22 protein-coding genes are annotated in these 20537 nt (G+C 61.6%); 15 read left to right on the top strand and 7 right to left on the bottom strand.

All coding sequences use genetic code 11. From position 1 onward, the window contains the following. Positions 1-13 precede the first annotated feature (13 nt). The 7 genes from ACG10_RS21820 (at position 14) to ACG10_RS21795 (ending at position 6628) form a co-directional block, all read left to right on the top strand. Positions 14-1636, top strand: coding sequence for an ABC-F family ATP-binding cassette domain-containing protein (locus ACG10_RS21820; protein ID WP_089170019.1), 1623 nt, complete (start codon positions 14-16; stop codon positions 1634-1636). Between the two features lie 271 nt (positions 1637-1907). Beyond that, entirely contained in the window at positions 1908-2942 is a 1035-nt protein-coding gene (locus tag ACG10_RS21815; RefSeq protein WP_089170018.1) for an IS630 family transposase, read from the top strand. After that, on the top strand, positions 2939-3229 hold the full coding sequence (locus ACG10_RS23930) for a hypothetical protein (protein WP_198319099.1): 291 nt from the start codon (positions 2939-2941) through the stop codon (positions 3227-3229). The genes ACG10_RS21815 and ACG10_RS23930 overlap by 4 nt, the downstream gene beginning before the upstream one ends. Continuing rightward, on the top strand, positions 3226-3852 hold the full coding sequence (locus tag ACG10_RS23925; protein WP_157731507.1) for a histidine phosphatase family protein: 627 nt from the start codon (positions 3226-3228) through the stop codon (positions 3850-3852). Before ACG10_RS23930 ends, ACG10_RS23925 begins: the two co-directional genes overlap by 4 nt. A gap of 121 nt (positions 3853-3973) precedes the next feature. Continuing rightward, positions 3974-5335 (top strand): IS701 family transposase, encoded by a 1362-nt coding sequence (locus tag ACG10_RS21805; RefSeq protein ID WP_089170016.1) that lies wholly within the window; start codon positions 3974-3976, stop codon positions 5333-5335. Between the two features lie 225 nt (positions 5336-5560). Then, entirely contained in the window at positions 5561-6010 is a 450-nt protein-coding gene (locus ACG10_RS21800) for a GNAT family N-acetyltransferase (protein ID WP_089170015.1), read from the top strand. A 54-nt stretch (positions 6011-6064) separates the two neighbouring features. Beyond that, on the top strand, positions 6065-6628 hold the full coding sequence (locus ACG10_RS21795) for a GNAT family N-acetyltransferase (protein WP_089170014.1): 564 nt from the start codon (positions 6065-6067) through the stop codon (positions 6626-6628). Positions 6629-6676: 48 nt separating this feature from the next. Here ACG10_RS21795 and ACG10_RS21790 read toward each other — a convergent pair whose 3' ends face one another. Beyond that, positions 6677-7711 (bottom strand): IS630 family transposase, encoded by a 1035-nt coding sequence (locus ACG10_RS21790; protein WP_089170013.1) that lies wholly within the window; start codon positions 7709-7711, stop codon positions 6677-6679. Positions 7712-8153: 442 nt separating this feature from the next. Here ACG10_RS21790 and ACG10_RS21785 point away from each other — a divergent pair, with 442 nt between their 5' ends. The 6 genes from ACG10_RS21785 to ACG10_RS21760 all read left to right on the top strand — a co-directional run bounded on the left by ACG10_RS21785 (position 8154) and on the right by ACG10_RS21760 (position 13755). Further along, positions 8154-9113, top strand: a complete 960-nt coding sequence (locus ACG10_RS21785) for a 2-hydroxyacid dehydrogenase (RefSeq protein ID WP_089170012.1) — start codon at positions 8154-8156, stop codon at positions 9111-9113. Between the two features lie 213 nt (positions 9114-9326). Continuing rightward, positions 9327-9995 carry a class I SAM-dependent methyltransferase gene (locus ACG10_RS21780; protein WP_089170011.1) on the top strand — a complete coding sequence of 223 codons (669 nt, stop codon included), beginning with the start codon at positions 9327-9329 and terminating at the stop codon, positions 9993-9995. Between the two features lie 179 nt (positions 9996-10174). Then, a complete protein-coding gene (locus ACG10_RS21775) occupies positions 10175-11209 on the top strand; it encodes an IS630 family transposase (RefSeq protein WP_089170010.1) in 1035 nt (344 codons plus the stop codon). Between the two features lie 175 nt (positions 11210-11384). Further along, a complete protein-coding gene (locus ACG10_RS21770) occupies positions 11385-11723 on the top strand; it encodes a hypothetical protein (protein ID WP_089170009.1) in 339 nt (112 codons plus the stop codon). A 277-nt stretch (positions 11724-12000) separates the two neighbouring features. Beyond that, the gene (locus tag ACG10_RS21765) at positions 12001-13224 is read left to right on the top strand and encodes a tyrosine-type recombinase/integrase (protein ID WP_089170008.1); all 1224 of its coding nucleotides are present in this window, start codon (positions 12001-12003) and stop codon (positions 13222-13224) included. A 180-nt stretch (positions 13225-13404) separates the two neighbouring features. Continuing rightward, positions 13405-13755: a hypothetical protein gene (locus ACG10_RS21760; RefSeq protein ID WP_089170007.1), complete on the top strand. Its 351-nt coding sequence runs from the start codon at positions 13405-13407 to the stop codon at positions 13753-13755. Positions 13756-13808: 53 nt separating this feature from the next. Here ACG10_RS21760 and ACG10_RS21755 read toward each other — a convergent pair whose 3' ends face one another. Both ACG10_RS21755 and ACG10_RS21750 read right to left on the bottom strand, forming a co-directional pair. Continuing rightward, positions 13809-14486 carry a GNAT family N-acetyltransferase gene (locus ACG10_RS21755; protein ID WP_089170149.1) on the bottom strand — a complete coding sequence of 226 codons (678 nt, stop codon included), beginning with the start codon at positions 14484-14486 and terminating at the stop codon, positions 13809-13811. Between the two features lie 22 nt (positions 14487-14508). Beyond that, entirely contained in the window at positions 14509-15141 is a 633-nt protein-coding gene (locus tag ACG10_RS21750) for an FMN-binding negative transcriptional regulator (RefSeq protein ID WP_089170006.1), read from the bottom strand. A gap of 90 nt (positions 15142-15231) precedes the next feature. Between ACG10_RS21750 and pdxR the strand changes: the two genes are divergently transcribed. Then, a complete protein-coding gene (gene pdxR / locus ACG10_RS21745) occupies positions 15232-16713 on the top strand; it encodes a MocR-like pyridoxine biosynthesis transcription factor PdxR (protein ID WP_089170005.1) in 1482 nt (493 codons plus the stop codon). Here the strand turns inward: pdxR and ACG10_RS21740 are convergent. Together ACG10_RS21740 and ACG10_RS21735 are read right to left on the bottom strand one after the other, a co-directional pair. Beyond that, positions 16706-17269: a GNAT family N-acetyltransferase gene (locus ACG10_RS21740; RefSeq protein ID WP_089170004.1), complete on the bottom strand. Its 564-nt coding sequence runs from the start codon at positions 17267-17269 to the stop codon at positions 16706-16708. The two genes, pdxR and ACG10_RS21740, sit on opposite strands and share 8 nt — an antisense overlap. Before the next feature lie 84 nt (positions 17270-17353). After that, the gene (locus ACG10_RS21735; RefSeq protein ID WP_089170003.1) at positions 17354-18226 is read right to left on the bottom strand and encodes a LysR family transcriptional regulator; all 873 of its coding nucleotides are present in this window, start codon (positions 18224-18226) and stop codon (positions 17354-17356) included. A 130-nt stretch (positions 18227-18356) separates the two neighbouring features. Between ACG10_RS21735 and ACG10_RS21730 the strand changes: the two genes are divergently transcribed. Beyond that, a complete protein-coding gene (locus tag ACG10_RS21730; protein ID WP_089170002.1) occupies positions 18357-19583 on the top strand; it encodes a YbfB/YjiJ family MFS transporter in 1227 nt (408 codons plus the stop codon). 335 nt (positions 19584-19918) lie between these two features. Here the strand turns inward: ACG10_RS21730 and ACG10_RS21725 are convergent, their stop codons facing one another. Together ACG10_RS21725 and ACG10_RS21720 are read right to left on the bottom strand one after the other, a co-directional pair. Then, positions 19919-20191: an HU family DNA-binding protein gene (locus ACG10_RS21725; RefSeq protein WP_040107271.1), complete on the bottom strand. Its 273-nt coding sequence runs from the start codon at positions 20189-20191 to the stop codon at positions 19919-19921. A 131-nt stretch (positions 20192-20322) separates the two neighbouring features. Further along, positions 20323-20526, bottom strand: coding sequence for a hypothetical protein (locus ACG10_RS21720; protein WP_089170001.1), 204 nt, complete (start codon positions 20524-20526; stop codon positions 20323-20325). Between the last annotated feature and the right edge of the window lie 11 nt (positions 20527-20537).

Genomic DNA, 20537 nt, shown 5'->3' with positions numbered 1-20537 from the left:
GGAGGAACCCCGCATGTCCGGAACTCGCATCAGCGTTTCCCAACTTTCCTTTTCCTGGCCGGACGGAACGCCCGTGCTGTCCGATCTTTCATTCAACCTGGGCGCGTCGCGCATCGGCCTGGTCGCGCCGAACGGCGCGGGCAAGAGCACATTGCTGAGACTCCTCGCCGGCGAACTTCAGCCTGTGTCCGGGTCGATCCGGTTGCATGGCGCGGTGGGCTATCTACAGCAGAATCTCGTTCTGGACGAGGATGCGAGCGTGGCCGACGTGCTGGGCGTGGCGACCAAGTTGCGTGCATTGGACGCGATCCTCGCCGGCGAGGCGGATGTGGCCGAATTCGACTTGCTGGACGGCGACTGGAACCTGCGCGAACGCATTGTCGCGGCGTTGGGGCGGCTGGGCATGGGCGAGGTATCGCTGCAACGTCGGCTGGCGACGTTCAGCGGTGGCGAGGCAATGTCGCTGGCACTTGCGGCGAAGCTGCTGCAAGGCCCGGACGTGCTGCTGCTCGACGAGCCGACCAACCATCTCGACCGGGGAGCACGCCGGCGTCTGCGGGATGCGCTCGCGAAATGGCCCGGGTGCGTGCTGGTCGCCAGTCATGACCGGGAGTTGCTGGATGACATGGACCAGATCGCGGAGCTGGAGCCGTCGAGCCTGCGGCTGTATGGCGGCGGATTCGGGCTCTATCGCCAGGCCGTCGAGACCGAACGGCAGGCTGCGGAGCAGCGGGTGCACCATCTGCGCGGCGAAGTGCGTCGCGAGAAACGGGAGATGCAGCAGGCACGCGAGCGCGCCGAGCGGCGTGCCGGCACCGCGTCGCGTAGCCTCGCCGATGCCGGTCTGGCGAGGATCGTGGCCGGCAACCGCGAGCGCGCCGCACAGGTCTCGGCAGGCAAGGCCGGGGAAATCCATGCGCGTCGACTAGCGCAGACACGCGCCCGTCTGCTCGATGCGGCGCGCTCGATCGACTCGACATCCATCCCGGACCTGTCGCTGCCTGCCACCCGTGTTCCGCTGGGCCGGTTGCTGATCACCTGCGAGGGGCTGCGCGTCGCCCATGGGCAGCGATCGCTCTTCGGCAGCAGCGGCGTATCGCTGTCGATCCGTGGACCGGAGCGCATCGCACTGCTAGGCGCCAACGGCGCCGGCAAGACGACCTTGCTCAGGATCCTGGCGGGGGAGGCGGTTCCCTTCGAAGGCACGCTGCGGCATGGCCCGGGCCGGGTCGCCTACCTGTCGCAACGGCTGGAGTTACTCGATCCTGCACGCTCCGTGGCGGAGAACTTAGCCGAGTCCGCCCCGAGCATGCCGGCGCACGAGCGTGCCGACCTGTTGGCGCGCCTGCAATTTCGCGGGTCACGCATGCACCTGCCGGCAAGTCAGTTGTCGGGTGGGGAACGCCTCAGGGCGGTGCTCGCCTGCGTGCTGCATGCAGACCCGGCACCGCAGTTGCTCCTACTCGATGAGCCGACGAACAACCTCGACCTGGGCGCGATCGGTCAGCTGGAACAGGCGCTGGGTGCCTACGAAGGGGCAATGGTGGTGATCAGCCATGACCAGGCATTTCTCGATGCCATCGGTGTGACCCGAAGGCTGATGCTGTCGCCTACCGGAATCCATGAAGTCGCCTGAGGGTGGAGGTCCGCTCCTGGCCGGCAGCCGCCCGTCGTTGCCTGATAGATCTACCCCCCTCCGATGCTGTAGTGCAGTCGGCTTCTGACATTCAGTGCCGCCATCTTCTGAAAACGACAGCTGAAGAGTCCTACGCGGCCGGCAGCTTCCAGCAATGGCATATATGTTTCAGCGTCCATTTTCGCCGCTATCCATTGGGATTCTGGACGCTCCGCTACTCGCAGTTACTAAGCCTATCGAAAGTATTGTCATATTGAGAGACAATACCCCGATGAAATGCAAACGAAACTCCGATGATCGGGCAATCGACCACCACTCCCTCCAGGTCATGCGTCAACAGGCGATCAAGGCCGTTCGCGAAGGGCAGACCGTCCAAAGCGTGGCGGCCGCCTTCGGCGTCAATATCCGCAGCGTCTTTCGCTGGCTGTCCGACTTTGCCAATGGCGGACAGAACGCCCTGCTCGCCAAGCCGGTTCCCGGACGTCCGCCCAGGATCACTGCCGAGGAAATGCGCTGGCTGGCACAGGCCGTTCGGGATCACTCGCCGCTGCAATACCGCTTCGAATTCGGCCTGTGGACCCTCTCGCTGATCGCCGAACTGATCCGCCGCCAGTTCGGCAAGACGCTGTCACTGTCCGCCGTGAGCCGAGTCATGAAGCTGCTCGGCTGCACCGCGCAAAAACCCTTGTATCGCGCCTGGCAGCAGGATGCGGCGCTGGTGCGCCAGTGGGAAAACGAGACCTACCCGGCGATTCGGGCCGAGGCCCGTGCAGCGGGGGCAAGGATCTACTTCGCGGACGAGTCGGGCCTGCGCTCCGACTACCATGCCGGCACGACCTGGGCACCGCAGGGGGAAACGCCGGTGGTCGAGGTGACCGGCCGACGCTTCTCGGTGAACATGCTGTCGGCGGTCGGGACGCGCGGCGAGTTCCGCTTCATGCTGCACGACGGGACGGTGACGGCCAGCGTGTTCCGCGAGTTTCTCAAGCGCCTGCTGATCGGTGCCGAGCAGCCGGTCTTCGTGATCGTCGATGGCCATCCGGTGCACAAGGCCCGGCTGGTCAGGGCGTTCGTCGAGGAGCAAGCGGGGCGCCTGAAACTCTTCTATCTGCCCCCGTACTCGCCACAGCTGAACCCGGACGAGCAGGTCTGGGGGCACGTCAAGCGCAGTGTCTCCAGGCGTCTTGTGCAGAGCCGGGAGGAAATGAAGAAGTTGGCCCTGGGCGCGCTGCGCAGAATCCAGAAGTTGCCGGAGTGGGTGAAATCGTTTTTCCGCCACCCGGACTGCCGATATACAGCAGCATGACATTACTTTTTAAAAGATTAGTAAAACCGGAGGGAATTTTTTGTGCTGGGGTTAATTACGCCTGGAGCGACTTGGGTGCCATATCCACTATCAATGACACGATCTGGATTCACAGCGAAAAATATTCGTCTGGGGGTTTGCGGTTCAAGGAGCATCCATTTTACCTGATTGATCCTTTTGGCGAGCGCTTCGATTATATCCATGGCTACCGGGCGGCCTGGTGTTTGGTGAACCGGGTAATGTATGAGCAGCAGCTTGCTGAGAGTGGCAAGAATGTTTTGGCATGAAAATGTGTCGCGAAGCGGATGATTATCTAAATCCCTGCAGGTGGTTAATGAGGATGGTGATGAGAATTGTGTTATTAAGACATGGCCGGCCGCATGTTCCGAATTATAATTTACTGAAGGCAGGCCAAGTCGGTCAGTGGATTGAAGCATATAATGCTGCTGGATTAACACCAGACCATAAGCCGCCTCAAAGAGCCATTGAAATAGCAGCCGCTTGTAATGCGGTGGTGTGTAGCGACTTGCCTCGCTCTATTGAGTCAGCAAAAGCGCTTGGAGTGAAGGAGATAAATATTATTGAGCCAGCACTCCGGGAAGTGGGTTTGCCATTTGGAAGTCTTCCGGCTCTTAAGATGCCGCCTCAGGCGTGGGCAGTTTTTTTCAGACTTGCTTGGTTTTGTGGTTATGCTTCAAATAGCGAATCAGTGTGGGAGGCAAAAGCAAAAGCATCTAGTGGGACCGCTAGGCTGAAAGATTTAGCCGCGACTAATGGAACCGTTCTTTTTGTCGGTCATGGGTTCCTGAATAAGTTTCTTGCAACGGAATTGCTGTCAAGCGGCTGGAAAGGCCCGAATAACCCAGGAGCGAAATATTGGGATTTCGGCACTTATGAATACGCAGAATAAAAGACTTTCGGTTTTTTATTAAGTGCTGTGGAGTCCTATTTTCGAGAGTGGCAATAGTCTTACTGTGTCATTAAATTGAGCTATTGTGAGTAGATCTTCTGCAGTTCGAGGAAGATCGACGATGGACTCCATGATCCGCTTCGACGAGTACCTGGCGCATCTGGCGGCAGGTCTTGGGCATGCCGACCGGGAAGCCGGGCTGCGCGGCTATTGCTCCGGCCTGATGCTGCCCTTGGCGCGCAAGAGCGTGGAGCCCATGGCGGCACACCTCGACCCCCTGCATGCCAGTGCCCGGCACCAGGCCTTGCATCATTTCGTGGCCAAGGCCGACTGGTCGGATACCGAACTACTGCGCCGCGTGGCCCGGTGGGTCCTGCCGACAGTGGATCTGTCCGCAGGCGGCTATTGGCTCGTGGACGACACCGGTTTCCCGAAGAAGGGGCGGCACTCGGTGGGCGTGGCGCGCCAGTACTGCGGGGTGCTGGGCAAACAGGACAACTGCCAGGTGGCGGTCAGCGTCTCGCTGGCCTGCGAACAGGCCAGCCTGCCGGTGGCCTGGCGCCTGTACCTGCCCCGGGAATGGGCCGAAGATGCCGGGCGGCGCCGCCAGGCCGGCGTACCCGAAGACGTCCGCTTTGCCACCAAGCCCCAGATAGCGCTTTCGCAGTTGCGGGCATTGCTCGAAGCCGGGGAGCCGCATCATTGTGTGGTGGCCGATGCCGGTTACGGCGTGGACAGCGCTTTTCGCCAGGGGTTGACGGCCATGGGGCTGCCCTATGTGGTTGGGATAACCTCGGTCGTGCGGGTATGGCCGCCCGGCCAGCAGCCGCTGCCGCCCAAGCCCTGGACGGGCAAGGGCCGTCCGCCGGTAGCCACGCGGCGCTCGCCGGAGCATCGACCACTGTCGGTGAAGAAGCTGGCCCAGTCGCTGCCGCCCGAGGTGTTCACGGAGCTCACCTGGCGCCAGGGAACCAACGAGCCGCTGAGTGGGCGTTTCGCTGCCGTACGGGTACGCATTGCCGGCAGCGTATCGGCAAAACAGCGGCTGCACCCGCAGCAATGGCTGCTGATCGAATGGCCCCTCACGCAGGCCGAGCCGACCCGTTACTGGTTGTCCACGCTCGAGGAGGACACGCCGCTATCGGAACTGGTGCGCATCGCCCACCTGCGTTGGCGTATCGAGCGCGACTATCAGGATCTCAAGCAGGACCTGGGGCTGGGACATTACGAGGGACGTGGCTGGCGGGGATTCCACCACCATGCCAGCCTGAGCATCGCCGCCTACGGTTTTCTGCTCGGGCAGCGCCTGCGCCGTGAGGCCCTGTCCGGACCGGATGGCCAAGGAAAAAAAAATCTCATGGCCTGCACGGTACCTGCGCTTCCCGCGGATTACCGCCCCCGCGGTCGGCCAGCGCGCGCAGCGGCATGTGGCGGACTCGATCACGACGCTGCGTCATCAACTGGGTGTCTACCTAATGCTTGAGTATTGCCGGGACCTGTACGGTGGTTTGGGACATCCACGTTTATGACACAGTAAGAATAGTGTTTTGGCGTGAAACTCTTTCGCAAGGCAGAGGGCTGTTTAGTAGGCAGTTACAAACTGCCTAGGTCTGATTTTATTAAATGTGCTGGCATGATTTCATGCTATAAATTTTTATATTTATCGAGAGCTTTTGTGGTTTGGGCTGACCTTTAAAGGGATTCATGTATGGAAGAGATTTGTGAGGTAACAGAAAGCCAGTTTGAAAGGCTTACGGATGTATGGGAGGCATCTGTTAAAGCAACTCATGATTTTTTAACTGAGCAGGATGTTTTATCTCTTCGGTCGAAGGTTTTAAATGTTTACCTTGCGGCAGTTACTCTGCGCGCATACAAAGATGAGCAAGGGGCGCTTCAAGGGTTTGTTGGTGTCTCGAATGGTAAAGTCGAAATGCTTTTTATATCCCCAGAATATCGAGGGCTGGGCATTGGAAAATTATTGCTGAACTACGCAATCAATCATTTAGGTGCTACAGAGCTTGATGTGAACGAGCAAAATCCCTTAGCGATTGCTTTTTACAAGCATATGGGCTTCAAAGTTATTGGTAGGTCCTTGGTTGACAGCCTGGGCAACCCTTTTCCATTGCTTCACATGAAGTTGGAGGTCTCTTATAAATAAAGGCAACAGAGCTAAAATATTCTGGCGGATTAGCATATCGAAAGGGGGACGCTTGTGACTGAGTTGATTCAGGTTGAGACTGGCCGCCTATTTCTTAGGCAGTGGAGATCTTCGGATCGCCTGCCGTTTGCAGAGCTCAATGCAGATCAGGAAGTAATGAGATATTTTCCGTCCACGCTTAGTCGACAGGAAAGCGACGCAATGGCTGATCTATGTGAGTCACTTATTGAGCAGCGTGGTTGGGGCTTCTGGGCTGTTGAAGCGAAAGCAGATAATTGCTTCATTGGCTTTGTGGGCTTGCATGTCCCAACTGCTGAGTTGCCTTTTTCGCCATGTGTTGAGATCGGTTGGCGGCTTTCATCGTTCTACTGGGGAAGGGGCTATGCCACTGAAGCGGCAAATGCCGCGCTTCAAGTTGGATTCGAAATGCTGAAACTACCAGAAATAGTAGCCTTCACGGCAGTCGGAAATTTTAGATCGCGTGCTGTAATGAAGCGTCTCGGTATGATTGAGAGAACTTCGACTTTTAAACACCCAGCAGTTCCAATTGATAGTTGGCTCCAAGAGCATTGCCTTTATCGAATTGCTCGTGAGCAATGGATAGCCAGAAATTCATAATAAGCTTCTTGGGCTCGAGCACTTTTACTAATCTTTTAAAAAGTAATGTCATGCTGCTGTATATCGGCAGTCCGGGTGGCGGAAAAACGATTTCACCCACTCCGGCAACTTCTGGATTCTGCGCAGCGCGCCCAGGGCCAACTTCTTCATTTCCTCCCGGTTCTGCACAAGACGCCTGGAGACACTGCGCTTGACGTGCCCCCAGACCTGCTCGTCCGGGTTCAGCTGTGGCGAGTACGGGGGCAGATAGAAGAGTTTCAGGCGCCCCGCCTGTTCTTCGACGAACGCCCTGACCAGCCGGGCCTTGTGCACCGGATGGCCATCGACGATCACGAAGACCGGCTGCTCGGCACCGATCAGCAGGCGCTTGAGAAACTCGCGGAACACGCTGGCCGTCACCGTCCCGTCGTGCAGCATGAAGCGGAACTCGCCGCGCGTCCCGACCGCCGACAGCATGTTCACCGAGAAGCGTCGGCCGGTCACCTCGACCACCGGCGTTTCCCCCTGCGGTGCCCAGGTCGTGCCGGCATGGTAGTCGGAGCGCAGGCCCGACTCGTCCGCGAAGTAGATCCTTGCCCCCGCTGCACGGGCCTCGGCCCGAATCGCCGGGTAGGTCTCGTTTTCCCACTGGCGCACCAGCGCCGCATCCTGCTGCCAGGCGCGATACAAGGGTTTTTGCGCGGTGAAGCCGAGCAGCTTCATGACTCGGCTCACGGCGGACAGTGACAGCGTCTTGCCGAACTGGCGGCGGATCAGTTCGGCAATCAGCGAGAGGGTCCACAGGCCGAATTCGAAGCGGTATTGCAGCGGCGAGTGGTCCCGAACGGCCTGTGCCAGCCAGCGCATTTCCTCGGCAGTGATCCTGGGCGGACGTCCGGGAACCGGCTTGGCGAGCAGGGCGTTCTGTCCGCCATTGGCGAAGTCGGACAGCCAGCGAAAGACGCTGCGGATATTGACGCCGAAGGCGGCCGCCACGCTTTGGACGGTCTGCCCTTCGCGAACGGCCTTGATCGCCTGTTGACGCATGACCTGGAGGGAGTGGTGGTCGATTGCCCGACCATCGGAGTTTCGTTTGCATTTCATCGGGGTATTGTCTCTCAATATGACAATACTTTCGATAGACTTAGTAATATTTGCAAGGTTTGGCAATAGGCAGTTGGATTGAATGCTTTTTCACCCACCAGTTCAATGAGGCTTTATCCCCAGCCGTGGTGAATAAGGCTGTGGAAAACGCGGCCGGCCTCACGTGGGATGCGCGCCAGCATGGGGCGGTCAAAAACTGAGCAGGGGGCAGGGGATCGCAAATTTGCGAGGGAGGTCCGGCGAGTTCTGCCTTGAGCGGCGGCATGGCATCCCAGCCTCCATGAGTGGCAGAGGCTTTGCCAACCACGTAGCTTGCGCCTCGACTGCTCTGCCGCGCGTGGTGCCGTCTATGCAAAGCGGTGACGGCAGGGGCGATGGGAGGGCATGCTATCAGTCGTCGTTTTGCACTCACCCTTGCAATCGCTCCCAACGAGAAACCTCCATGCAGCCCACCATTCTCCTTGCCTCACGTGTTTCCGAGCCATTTCATGAACACCTCAAAGCCCGCTTCAGGGTGATCGAGGCGGAGACCGCCGACTTCGACGCGGCGATCGCCGCGCTGCCGCCAGAGCTGGCCGGGGACATCCGCATCGTCGTCGCCTTCGGCTCGACGCGCATGCCGGCGGCGGCGCTGGCCCGGCTCCCGCGACTGGGACTGATCTGCTGCCTGGGCAGCGGCTACGACGGCATCGACCTGGATCACGCCAGGGAGCGCGGCATCGTCGTGACCAACAGTCCCGCGGCGAACGCCAGAAGCGTGGCCGATCTGGCGATGGGCCTGCTGATCTCGAGCATCAGGAACCTTTCCTCCGCCCGCGAATACCTGGAGGCCGGGCGCTGGCAAGGCAACGCCGGCGAGCGTATGCAACCCGTGCGCGGATTGACCGGTCGCAGGCTGGGCATCTGCGGCCTGGGCGCCATCGGCCTGAACGTCGCCAGGCGCGCCGCGGCCTTCGACATGGCGGTCGGCTACCACGGCAGGAAGGCCCGCCCGGAGGTTCCCTACCCGTATTTCGACTCCATCGTGCAACTGGCCACCTGGGCGGATGTGCTGGTCGTGTCCATGCGGGCAGACGCCAGCACCTACCATGCGATCGACGCTGCTGTGCTGCAGGCACTGGGCCCGCAAGGATTTTTGATCAACGTTTCTCGCGGGACGACCGTGGACGAGAGGGCCCTGGTGCATGCCTTGAAAACCGGCCAGATCGCCGGCGCGGGACTGGATGTCTACGAGCATGAGCCCTCGATACCCAGCGAACTCTTCGAGCTCCCCCACGTGGCCCTGACGCCGCATATCGGCGGCAGCACCCTCGAGGCGGCGCAGGAGCAGGAGGCCTGTGTCCTGGCCAATATCGAGGCGTTTACGGCAGGGCAGCCGCCGCATACTCCTGTGCTCTTGTAGTCACCCTCAGCCCGCCCTGGGCTGCAACTTGAAACAGGCCGGAGGCGCATGCGGCTTATCGGCCAGGGCAAACGCAACTGGCCGGCTCTCAAGAAGTGCGCTGAGCCTGTGCTCTTGTTGCCAAGTCCCGCTCGCTGTGGTTGCCTCACAGAGTAGGATTGGGGCTCTAAGAGATCGCAACCACCTTGATAGAGACGTGATGAGCATTAACCCTTGAGTGACCATAAAATCATCGACTCGTGGGAGCGCAATGCCTCACCTTGGGTGGAGGCTGTGCGCGGCGCTGAAATCGAGAGCCGCCGCTTGGTTACGGACCGCGCAATCACTGATGCCGTTCTGGCCTGCATGCCAGAGAGTGTCATCGACTTGGGCTGCGGTGAAGGCTGGCTCTGCCGCAAGCTGCGCAGCCACGGGATCAATACGCTAGGTGTCGATGCAGTAGGGGCGCTAGTGGAGGCCGCACGTCAAGCTGATCCAGGTGACTACCGCTGGTTGTCATACGAAGAAATTGCAGCAGGGTGCTTAGACGCACGCGCAGATGTCGTTGTGTGCAACTTCTCGCTGTTTGGCGACGAATCTGTGGATGGGCTGATCCGAAGCGTGCCGAATCTACTCCAGCGGCAGGGAACATTACTGGTGCAGACACTGCATCCTCTCGTCGCTTGTGGTGATGCCCCCTACGTCGATGGCTGGCGACCCGGCTCTTGGGCTGGATTCAGTGATGCCTTCAGCGACCCTGCGCCTTGGTACTTCAGAACGTTAGAAAGCTGGATCAAGCTTCTTTTGGCCAACGGCCTGTGCCTGTCGAGGCTTGTCGAAACAATACATCCACAACGCGGTAAACCAGTATCGCTAATCCTGGCCGCACAGACCGCCGCCTGATCTGCGGCGCTATGAGTGCTAGTGGTTTAAGTGAGTCCCCAACAAATATGAGCAAAACAGCAATTGTTCGAGCTTACAGCGATAAAGAGTTGATCAAAGAAGGTGAGTCGCCGGTAAAAATACAGCTGAACATTACTAAGCCTATCGAAAGTATTGTCATATTGAGAGACAATACCCCGATGAAATGCAAACGAAACTCCGATGGTCGGGCAATCGACCACCACTCCCTCCAGGTCATGCGTCAACAGGCGATCAAGGCCGTTCGCGAAGGGCAGACCGTCCAAAGCGTGGCGGCCGCCTTCGGCGTCAATATCCGCAGCGTCTTTCGCTGGCTGTCCGACTTCGCCAATGGCGGACAGAACGCCCTGCTCGCCAAGCCGGTTCCCGGACGTCCGCCCAGGATCAGTGCCGAGGAAATGCGCTGGCTGGCACAGGCCGTTCGGGATCACTCGCCGCTGCAATACCGCTTCGAATTCGGCCTGTGGACCCTCTCGCTGATCGCCGAACTGATCCGCCGCCAGTTCGGCAAGACGCTGTCACTGTCCGCCGTGAGCCGAGTCATGAAGCTGCTCGGCTTCACCGCGCAAAAACCCTTGTATCGCGCCTGGCAGCAGGATGCAGCGCTGGTGCGCCAGTGGGAAAACGAGACCTACCCGGCGATTCGGGCCGAGGCCCGTGCAGCGGGGGCAAGGATCTACTTCGCGGACGAGTCGGGCCTGCGCTCCGACTACCATGCCGGCACGACCTGGGCACCGCAGGGGGAAACGCCGGTGGTCGAGGTGACCGGCCGACGCTTCTCGGTGAACATGCTGTCGGCGGTCGGGACGCGCGGCGTGTTCCGCTTCATGCTGCACGACGGGACGGTGACGGCCAGCGTGTTCCGCGAGTTTCTCAAGCGCCTGCTGATCGGTGCCGAGCAGCCGGTCTTCGTGATCGTCGATGGCCATCCGGTGCACAAGGCCCGGCTGGTCAGGGCGTTCGTCGAAGAACAGGCGGGGCGCCTGAAACTCTTCTATCTGCCCCCGTACTCGCCACAGCTGAACCCGGACGAGCAGGTCTGGGGGCACGTCAAGCGCAGTGTGTCCAGGCGTCTTGTGCAGAACCGGGAGGAAATGAAGAAGTTGGCCCTGGGCGCGCTGCGCAGAATCCAGAAGTTGCCGGAGTGGGTGAAATCGTTTTTCCGCCACCCGGACTGCCGATATACAGCAGCATGACATTACTTTTTAAAAGATTAGTAAACTCGCACGGACAGCGAGGGCGTCAAAGTGTTTCACCTCATTATCAGTAGTTGCACCAGTTCGGTGCTTCGCCAATCGGTTGAAGTCCTGCATTTATGGAGCTGGTTATACTCCGCATGATATTTCCATCGGTACGGGTATTTGCGAACAGGTGCTCGCCGATTATGCCAATGGATCGACTCAGCCCATCCTTCCCGACATTGAAAAGATTGCCCGCTTTATTCAAGTAAATCCGGCCTGGCTGGCCTTTCGCATCGGTGAAAAGAAACTTCCGAGCGAGGTCGAGTTGATGACCCCCTATTTGAAAGATGCCGGCCTGACTGCCGAACAGTTGGAAGACAAGTACCGGCAATCCGGAAAAAACGAGCATCCGCTGTTCAACAAGACGACCTGGGCATTCTCGATCGGCGAGGACGATACGGTTCTCGACTACTGGGCCTGGGTGGCATTTCGGCTCGGCCGCGCCCTCGGCAAGCGCTCGCCCCACTGACCGAGGAGACCAGCTGGGAACCGGCTCCTCCTCCTGGTTGGGTGCCTGGCTCGCGCCAGCGGGCCGGCCCCGATGGGGGAAACCCAGCGTGGGGGAAAGTGTGGGACTGCCCTGCAGGCAGCGGATAGAATCTCAAGTTTCTAAGGCCTACAGGCGATTTGTACGCGGATAAAGGATCTGCGTACAGTACGCTGGGATCTGCGCCAGCCACCAATAGGATTTCCTGCAAACCCGTTCTCCACCGATTGCCATCGCCCACCAGCCCGGTTGAATCATCATGAGCAAACTGACACCGAAGCTCGTCAAGGAAACCAACAGTCCCGGAACCTACCAGGACGGCCGGGGCCTGTTTCTGAAGGTCACCGCCGGCGGCACGAAAAGCTGGGTGTTCCGCTACAGCTTCCAGAGTGACCGCCGCGACATGGGCCTGGGTTCCTTCCCGGCGGTCTCGCTGCGCGATGCCCGACTGGCCGCGGATAAAGCGCGCCTAGAATTGGCCCAAGGCATCGACCCGCTCGGCAAGCGTCACCAGTTGCAGCATGAGGCGCGGGCGAAGCGGCGCAAGGGCACGACCTTCAAGACCGAGGCCGAGCTGTTCCTGCGCACCCACGCCCCGTCCTGGAGCCCACGCCATGCCGTGCAGTGGCGCAACAGCCTGGGCACCCACGTCTACCCCCGGATCGGCGAGCTGCCGGTGGCGCAGGTCGACACCGACCTGGTGCTCGATGTGCTGGCGCCGATCTGGTCGACGACGCCGGTCACCGCCACCCGGGTGCGCAACCGCATCGAGCTGATCCTCGATGCCGCCAAGGCCCGCCAGCTCCGCACGGGAGAGAACCCGGCGCGCTGGCGTGGCCACCTCGACAAGCTCCTGCCGCGCCACAAGCGCAGCACCCTGCCCTTCCCCGCCCTGCCGGCCGAGCAGGTACCGGCGCTGCTGCACCGGCTCGATCGGATGCCGAGCCCGGCCGCCCGTGCCTGTGAACTGCTGATCCTCACGGCCACCCGCAGCGGCGAGGTGTGCGGCGCCCGCTGGGAGGAGTTCGATCTGGACGCCCGGATCTGGACCATCCCGGCGCAGCGGATGAAGGCCAAACGCACTCACCGGGTTCCGCTCACCGAGGCCATGCTCGAGGTCCTGGAACAGGTGCGGGGCAATCACCGGGATTTTGTTTTCCTCAATGCGCGGCGCACCGGCCCCCTCCCGGGCAACGCCCTGCGCCGCGTGCTCGATGCCGCCGGGGCCGAGAATTGCGTGCCCCACGGCTTCCGCTCGACCTTCCGGACCTGGGCCGCCGAGCAGACCAACCATCCGCGCGAGGTCTGCGAGATGGCGCTGGCGCACACCCTGGAGAGCAAGGTGGAGGCGGCCTACAACCGCGGCGATCTGCTGGACAAGCGCCGGGCGCTGATGGAGGAGTGGTCCGCCTTCCTGGGCACCTTCGAGCGCGAGGTGGTGTTCAAGGCGCTGTCGGTATCGGAGCCCGCCGGCGGCGAGTGAGGACAATCTTTCCCGCTGGCGCAGGCTCCACTACTCGAGCGCCAGCAGCACCAGGCCACCTGCCGGCCGCCCTGCGCGCCCAAGCCGGGCCGGGTGAACAGGCCCGACTTGGGTTCTCCCGTGACCATGGCAGCTTGAAGGCCTGCAGCAAGTGGCTGCCACTCACGAGGAGCGCAAGCGATGTACCTGATCAGCGAATCCGGCCTGAACGATAAGGCCCCCTACGATCCCGCCCTGCTGGCGTTCTTCCACCAAAGTGTCGAAATCCGCAATCCCTACCTCTCCCCCTGCGGCGGCTACGAGGTGGATCCTGCTGTCTACGGCTTCGGGGAAGTCTGGACCGGCGGTGACTGCAGGGCGCTGGACCTGACCCTGCCGGATGGGTGCGTGCTGCGCCTCACCAACGAGGACGGCCTCTGCATTCCCGATCCGGACGCGTGGGAAAGCGCAATCATCGGCCGCCTGAGCAGCGATCACGCCGAAATCGCCTGGTGCGTACTGGGGGAAGTCCCCTTGGCGACCGGCCAGTAACAGACACCCGCCACCGGGCTGGTGCAGTGCCGCCCGGCCATCCAAGGCTGTTCTCATTTACGCAGATCTTCCAGACGCCGCTTCTGTCGGCCCTTGGCATCGAAGTTGTCGGGGGCCAACCAACGCTCGAAAGCATTTCGGCAGCGTGGCCATTCTATGTCGAGGATGGAAAACCAGGCCGTATCACGGTTGCGCCCCTTGACCACCATGTGCTGGCGAAACAGCCCTTCGTAGACGAAGCCTAAACGCCTGGCCGCTCGCGTGGAGCGGTTATTGAGTGCGTTGCACTTCCATTCCAAGCGTCGATAACCCAGCTCCTCCATGGCGAGGCAAGCCAACAGCCAGATCGCCTCGGTGGAGCCTGGAGTGTGTTGCATAGCCTGGCCGAAAGCGACATGGCCGATCTCGATACTGCCATCCTTGGGGGCGATGCGCAGGAGGCTGAGCAGCCCCATAGCACGCTGTCTGGCAAGGTCGATGACGCTGAAGAACAGCGGATCGACACTAGATTGGTTGGTCGATAGCCAAGCGTCGAAGGAGATGCGCTCGGAGAAGGGACCGTAGGGCAAGTAGTTCCACAGCAATGGGTCGGAATCCGGCCCCTGCAGAGCCTGCCACAGGTCTCCACCATGGCGTGCGACATCCAAGGGTTCTAGCCGCACGTACAGGCCACTCAGGGGTGCACGGGAAGGGGCGCGCGCGGGTTGCCAGTCGAGTTGGGGCTCTTGAATCATAGCGATATCGTCGTGTTGTTCAGTGATCGATAGCCATGTGCCGAGCCAGTTCGCGGTCGCGTTCGTCGGAGCTGGCGCCTAGTTCTTTCCATACTCCCTGGCGGTCGACATCAGGGCGGTTCTGGCTGAGCTTCCACTTGCCCTCCAGGCGCCGGATCGGCAGGGCGAAACCGACGATGGCGCGGAGCATGCCGTCTAGGTAGTCGCTCGGGGCGTCATCGATTGCCCAAGGGTGCGGGCGGGCAGCCTCATGGTGGGCGCTGAGACGGCCAAGTAACTGCAGCAGCTGCCCAGGATCGTCGAACACCTCAGCCTGGCCCTGCGCGTGCACAGCGATATAGTTCCAAGTCGGCACCACCTTGCCGTGCTCGGCCTTGGTCGGATACCACGACGGGCTGATGTAGGCGTCCGGGCCACTGAAGATCACCAGCGCCTCGCTGCCTGTAGCCAAGTCGCACCAGTGCGGATTGGCCTTGGCAAAGTGGCCGTAGAGCGTGCCGTACTTGCCTTCGTCGGCGACCAACAGCAGCGGTAAGTGGCTAGCCTGCAGACCACCTGGGCCATGGCTGACCACAGTGGCGAGTCGGCTGTTAGTGATCTGTCGATGCAACTCAGTGAGGTCATCCTGGCGGAAGGCGGCGGGCAAGTACATGCTGGTTCTCCTGGCAAGCATGGAGCCATGCTAGACAGGATATTGGCCTGTTGTAAGATCCATTTACTGTGACTTTGATGGGTCCAATCCATGCCGCCTTCCCCGCCGTTGCCAGTCGATCTCTCCGGTATCCAGCTTGATCCTGGCGGCGGTCTGGCACGTCAGCTGTACCAGGCCCTGCGCGAGCGCATTCTCGATGGCCGTCTGCCGGGCGGCACACGGCTACCGGCAAGCCGCGACCTTTCGCAGCTGCTGGGTATTTCACGCAACACGGTAACCCGCGCCTTCGACCAGCTGTATGCTGAGGGCTATATAGAGGGGCATATCGGTAACGGCACCTATGTCGTTGAACTGGTCAGCGTGATTCGCCCAACTCCTATCCAGGCTCTCAGTCCCACACCGAGCAAGGCCCTGCAACGTCTGCAGGTGCACCATCTTCCCGCGCCTGCGGAGGGAGCACCCAGGGCCTTCCGCGTAGGGATTCCAGCCCTCGACCTATTTCCCTTCGAGATCTGGGCGCGGCTCTCGGCACGCTTCTGGCGCAAACCTTCACCGGCGCGCTTGGGCTACGGAGACCCAGCCGGGGATCCGCAACTGCGGGAGCTGATCGCCGCCTACCTGCGCAACAGCCGTGGCCTGCACTGCGACCCGGCACAGATAGTCGTGACTTGCGGGGCCCAGCAGGCCATCAGCCTATGTGCCCAATTGCTTGTAGAACCAGGCGATCAGGTGGCTATCGAGAATCCCGGTTACCGCGCGGCCGGGCATGCTTTCGCTATGGCTGGCGCACAGCTGAAAGGCATCGCAGTGGATGCCGAGGGATTGGATACCGCGGCTTTGGCGCAGGTCGGTAGCTGTCGCCTAGCCTATGTCACTCCTTCACACCAATACCCCACGGGAGTCACCCTGTCCCTGGCACGGCGCCTGGAACTGCTGGACTGGGCAGAGCGTGACAGCTGGATAGTCGAGGATGACTACGACGGGGAGTACCGCTACAGCGGCACCCCCTTAGCCCCATTGGCTGCTCTCGACCGCCAAGGCCGAGTGCTCTACGTTGGCACCTTCTGCAAGATTGCTTTTCCTGCGCTGCGCTTGGGCTATCTCGTGTTGCCTCTGGCCCTGGCACCACTCTTTGCCCGCCGCCGTGCTCTGGATATGCGTCATTCGGAGATCGGTACCCAGGCAGTGATGGCCGAATTCATCGCCACCGGGCATTTCCAGCGACATATTCGTACCATGCGCCGCGCCGCACGCAGTCGCCGCGATGCGCTGTTGGCCGGCTGGCCTGAGGACGTCCCCGGCTGTGCGCCAGTGCCGGCTGTGAATGCCGGCCTGCATCTCTGCGTACGGGTCGATAGCTTGGCACGAGAGCGCGCACTGATCGCCGCTGCGAACCAGGTAGGGGTGGAGTTGAACGGCTTGAGCAATTATTGGTTAGCCGACAGCGAAACGCCGTTGGATGATCGGGCCGGCTTGGTACTGGGCTTTGCCTCCGTGCCAGAGCCCGATATTGCCAAAGCTTTGCGGATGCTGCGCCAGGCTTGGGGAGCCAATCAGCAAGTGCTCAGTTGAGGAGGGCCGCGTCGTACCCTGACATCGGCTGGAGGGGCATGCCTTGCAGCTCACTCCACTCGTCCTGGGTCATGCGATACACGCGCACAGGCTTTCCATGAAACACCATCTCCTGGAAACCATGAAAACCGGCCTTCTCAGCGACTCGCAGTGAGGCAATGTGCTCAGGTTCGATAATTGCCACCACCGACCGGAACGCTTTAGTTCCAAACGCATAGGCGAGAGTAGCGCATGCTGCCTCCGTGGCGATGCCGATCCCCCAGTACCGCCGTGCAAGCCGATATCCGAGATTGATCTCCTCCGCATTTCCTACGCGCTCCGGCCCTACCCCGCAGAATCCGATGAGAGTGGACGATTCCTTTTCGATAAGAGCCCATGGACCTACGCCATGTGATTCGTAGCAGTCCAAGCACCATTCTACGAACCTTCGAGTGGCCGCCTCGTCACAAACCCCGCGCACGGAATGCTTCATAACCTCCGGATCGCTGAGAATCTCCGTCAGCGCAGACACGTCATCCAATGACAACGGCCTGATTAGTATTCGTGCTGTCTCCATTACCACTCCTCCTGTCTATCCCGATAAACCCAGCCGATATTTTCTGCCTCGATCCGGTATAGCTGGCAGCCGGGTGACGAAGGGTCAACCAGATACTGCAGCGAATGTCTCGGCGATGGCGTCGATGACCGCACGGACCCTGGCGGTATGGCGCACGTCCTTGTGGGTCACCAGCCAGATGTCGTAGGGCGGGCATGCGCGTGCGGGCCACAGACGCACCAGACCGTCGGCCGCGCCGAACGGTAGCGGGATCTCGCCGATGCCCAGACCGTTGACCAGCGCGCGGCGCACCAGCAGGCCGGAAGTGCAGGTCATGGCGATGCGGCCATGGGTGATCGGTTCGGACCCCAGCGTCACCTCCTTGCCGCTGTCCAGATACGGCTGATAGAGCACCAGGTCATGCCCGGCGAACGCCGTGCCGGGCTCGGGCACACCGCGGGCTTGCACGTAGTCCGCCGAGGCGAAGATGGCACTGCTCCAGCGCGCGACGCGGCGCACGATCAGATCGGGATTCTCCGGCTTGAGGGTGCGCACCGCGATGTCCGCTTCGCGCTTGCTCAGGTTGAGCATCTGGGTCGAGGCCTGCAGTTGCACCTCGATGCCGGGCTGCGCCTGGTGCAGGCGGGCGATCGCCGGGATGACGACATCGATGGCGAACGAGTCGGTGGTGGTGACCCGCACCACGCCGCTCATGCGGTCATCCATGCCGAGGATCTGTCGTTGCAGCTCGGCGGCCGAGGACTCCATGTTCAGCGCTGCGGCCATCGCCACTTCGCCAGCGGCCGTCAGGCTGTAACCGCCGGAGGTGCGCAGGAACAGGGTGGCACCCAAAGCGTGCTCCAGGGAGGCCAGACGGCGCCCGACGGTGGCCTGGTCGACGCCCAGCGCCCGGGCCGCGCCCCGCAAGGTCTGCTCGCGGCACAGGGCGAGAAAGATCCGCGTATCGTCCCAATTCATGTCGATCCCCCTGTGATGCAAATCTGCATCTGTACGAATGAAACTCGCTGCATTATTTCACTGCTCAGCGCTTCTATGATTCCCCCCATCGCTACCGAACGGCGCTTCTCGACAGACGCAAGGGGTCATCATGAATGCCGAATGCTCCAGCCTCACGGCCAACCGCACCTCCCCATGGCTACCGATCTGGGCCGGCCTGTGCGCCAGCCTGGTCGGCATCGGCCTCGCCCGCTTCGCCTACACCCCCCTGGTGTCCGCGCTGATCGACGCGCACTGGTTCTCCCCGTCGGCAGTGGTCTACCTGGGGGCGGCCAATCTCGCCGGCTACCTCATCGGAGCGCTGGGAGGACGGCCGCTCGCCGCCCGCGGGTCGAGCACCGGGGTGCTGCGCGCCATGATGGTACTGGTGGCCCTGTCGTTCTTCGCCTGCACCGTACCGCTGTCCATGGCCTGGTTTTTCGGCTGGCGGCTGCTGTCCGGCATCGCCGGCGGAGTGATCATGGTGCTCGCGGCAAGCGCCATCCTGCCGCATGTCGCGCCGAACCGTCGCGGCCTGGCCAGCGGCGCGATCTTCCTCGGCGTCGGCCTGGGCATCGCCGGCTCGGGCAGCCTGGTGCCGTTCCTGCTCTCCTTCGGCCTGTCGCAGGCCTGGCTGGGTCTGGGCGGGGTGGCGCTGCTGCTGACCGCCACCAGTTGGTTCGGCTGGCCTCAGGAGAGCCCGCATGCGCCGGCCAGCTCGAGCGCCGCCGACGTGCGTGGCTCGGCGGGCCTCTACGTGCTGTTCGCCCAGTACGCCCTGATGGCCGCCGGCCTGGTGGCGCCGATGATGTTCCTGGTCGATTACGTCAGCCGCGGCCTCGGCGCCGGCAGCCACAGCGGCGCGCTGATCTGGACGCTGTACGGGGTGGGCGCCATCGCCGGGCCGGTGGTATATGGTTTCCTGGCCGACCACTGGGGCGCGCGCTCGGCGATCCGCCTGGTGCTGCTGGCCCAGGCCGGTGCTCTCGCGGTACTGGCGACGGTCGCCGACCTGCGCCTGCTGGCCGTCGCGGCGCTGGTGATAGGGTCGTTTCCGCCCGGCATCGTGCCGCTGGCGCTGGCCCGCGTACATCAGCTGGTTGCCGACCACCACCGGCAGAACGCCACCTGGAGCCGTGCCACCGTGTCCTTCGCGAGCTTCCAGGCCCTGGCCGGCTACGCCTATTCGGCGCTGTTCTCCGCCAGCCACGGCCAGTACGCGCTGCTGTTTTCCGTCGCCATGGGCGCCATTGGCCTGGCCCTTGCCTTGGATCTGCTGCTGGTGTTCAAGGAAATCTTCCGCCCCTCCACTGGAGCCGACGTGGCACCGGAGCCATAAGAGGGCGTTCTGCCGCCGTTTTCCGGCCTCACCCTTGTTTCCACGTCAGTCCGGAGCCAATGGTGCACCGGTGCTCGCCCCCTACCGAATCGAGCCGAAAAATATCGGCTCGGTTTATCGGGCCACATGCATGCTTCAATACGCATTGGCTTCAATGCTTCATTACTTCAACGCGTGAGCGCTTCAACACTTCAATATCATGGGGTCGCAGCCAGAGTGGTAACCGACCTTTCTCGCCCGCCTGGCCCTTTCTGTTCAAGCCCGCCCTTCCCATCCAGGGATGGATGTCCCCGGTTGGGCGCCAGCACTCAATGCAGGGTTATGCCGGCAGGGAGTCAGTTCAGGGCGTCTTTCAGGCCCTTGCCTGGCTTGAAGCCCGGCAGCTTGGCGGCAGCGATCTGGATCGCGGCCCCGGTCTGCGGGTTACGACCTTCGCGGGCGGCGCGCTCCTTCACCTCGAAGGTGCCGAAACCAACCAGGGCGACATTCTCGCCCTGTTGCAAGGTGCTGGTGATAGCAGCGGTGAAGGCGTCCACTACCGCGGTGGCAGTCGTTTTTGGCAGATCCGCAGAGGCAGCAACGGCGGCGATCAGCTCAGCTTTGTTCATTATTCAATCCAGGTTGGAATTCGGCCCGCGAGTATAACCGGACAGGAAAGCGTCTTCTCGCAGACGTGAAAGCGAGCCTTCCCATCCAAGGCTGACTCCCCTCCCGGAGGGCGCCAGCGATCAATACATAATCACGACACCGACCCCATCAGGCTCACGGCACGGTGCCAGTGCTGGATCGCGTCGGCGAGCCGCTGCTCCCGTGTTCTCTTGGTGAACTCGACCAGATCGAGCGGAGCAGTACCTTTGTGCCCAAGGAAATCCAGGGCGAAATCGATTGCTCCATATTGGCTCTGGCGGGGGACCTGGCCGAAGACCACAGCACGATCGCACAACTCGAAGCTCC

This window comes from Azotobacter chroococcum, from assembly GCF_002220155.1.
Classification (GTDB): domain Bacteria; phylum Pseudomonadota; class Gammaproteobacteria; order Pseudomonadales; family Pseudomonadaceae; genus Azotobacter; species Azotobacter chroococcum.
Note: the sequence above shows the minus strand (reverse complement) of the source record. Positions and strands in the feature narration are given on the sequence as shown.

What these genes read in the sequence shown, in the direction of transcription:
- ACG10_RS21820 (WP_089170019.1), top strand. Translation starts at nt 14, where the DNA reads ATGTCCGGAACTCGCATCAGCGTTTCCCAACTTTCCTTTTCCTGGCCG.
- ACG10_RS21815 (WP_089170018.1), top strand. Translation starts at nt 1,908, where the DNA reads ATGAAATGCAAACGAAACTCCGATGATCGGGCAATCGACCACCACTCC.
- ACG10_RS23930 (WP_198319099.1), top strand. Translation starts at nt 2,939, where the DNA reads ATGACATTACTTTTTAAAAGATTAGTAAAACCGGAGGGAATTTTTTGT.
- ACG10_RS23925 (WP_157731507.1), top strand. Translation starts at nt 3,226, where the DNA reads ATGAAAATGTGTCGCGAAGCGGATGATTATCTAAATCCCTGCAGGTGG.
- ACG10_RS21805 (WP_089170016.1), top strand. Translation starts at nt 3,974, where the DNA reads ATGGACTCCATGATCCGCTTCGACGAGTACCTGGCGCATCTGGCGGCA.
- ACG10_RS21800 (WP_089170015.1), top strand. Translation starts at nt 5,561, where the DNA reads ATGGAAGAGATTTGTGAGGTAACAGAAAGCCAGTTTGAAAGGCTTACG.
- ACG10_RS21790 (WP_089170013.1), bottom strand. Translation starts at nt 7,711, where the DNA reads ATGAAATGCAAACGAAACTCCGATGGTCGGGCAATCGACCACCACTCC.
- ACG10_RS21785 (WP_089170012.1), top strand. Translation starts at nt 8,154, where the DNA reads ATGCAGCCCACCATTCTCCTTGCCTCACGTGTTTCCGAGCCATTTCAT.
- ACG10_RS21775 (WP_089170010.1), top strand. Translation starts at nt 10,175, where the DNA reads ATGAAATGCAAACGAAACTCCGATGGTCGGGCAATCGACCACCACTCC.
- ACG10_RS21765 (WP_089170008.1), top strand. Translation starts at nt 12,001, where the DNA reads ATGAGCAAACTGACACCGAAGCTCGTCAAGGAAACCAACAGTCCCGGA.
- ACG10_RS21760 (WP_089170007.1), top strand. Translation starts at nt 13,405, where the DNA reads ATGTACCTGATCAGCGAATCCGGCCTGAACGATAAGGCCCCCTACGAT.
- ACG10_RS21750 (WP_089170006.1), bottom strand. Translation starts at nt 15,141, where the DNA reads ATGTACTTGCCCGCCGCCTTCCGCCAGGATGACCTCACTGAGTTGCAT.
- pdxR (WP_089170005.1), top strand. Translation starts at nt 15,232, where the DNA reads ATGCCGCCTTCCCCGCCGTTGCCAGTCGATCTCTCCGGTATCCAGCTT.
- ACG10_RS21740 (WP_089170004.1), bottom strand. Translation starts at nt 17,269, where the DNA reads ATGGAGACAGCACGAATACTAATCAGGCCGTTGTCATTGGATGACGTG.
- ACG10_RS21735 (WP_089170003.1), bottom strand. Translation starts at nt 18,226, where the DNA reads ATGAATTGGGACGATACGCGGATCTTTCTCGCCCTGTGCCGCGAGCAG.
- ACG10_RS21730 (WP_089170002.1), top strand. Translation starts at nt 18,357, where the DNA reads ATGAATGCCGAATGCTCCAGCCTCACGGCCAACCGCACCTCCCCATGG.
- ACG10_RS21725 (WP_040107271.1), bottom strand. Translation starts at nt 20,191, where the DNA reads ATGAACAAAGCTGAGCTGATCGCCGCCGTTGCTGCCTCTGCGGATCTG.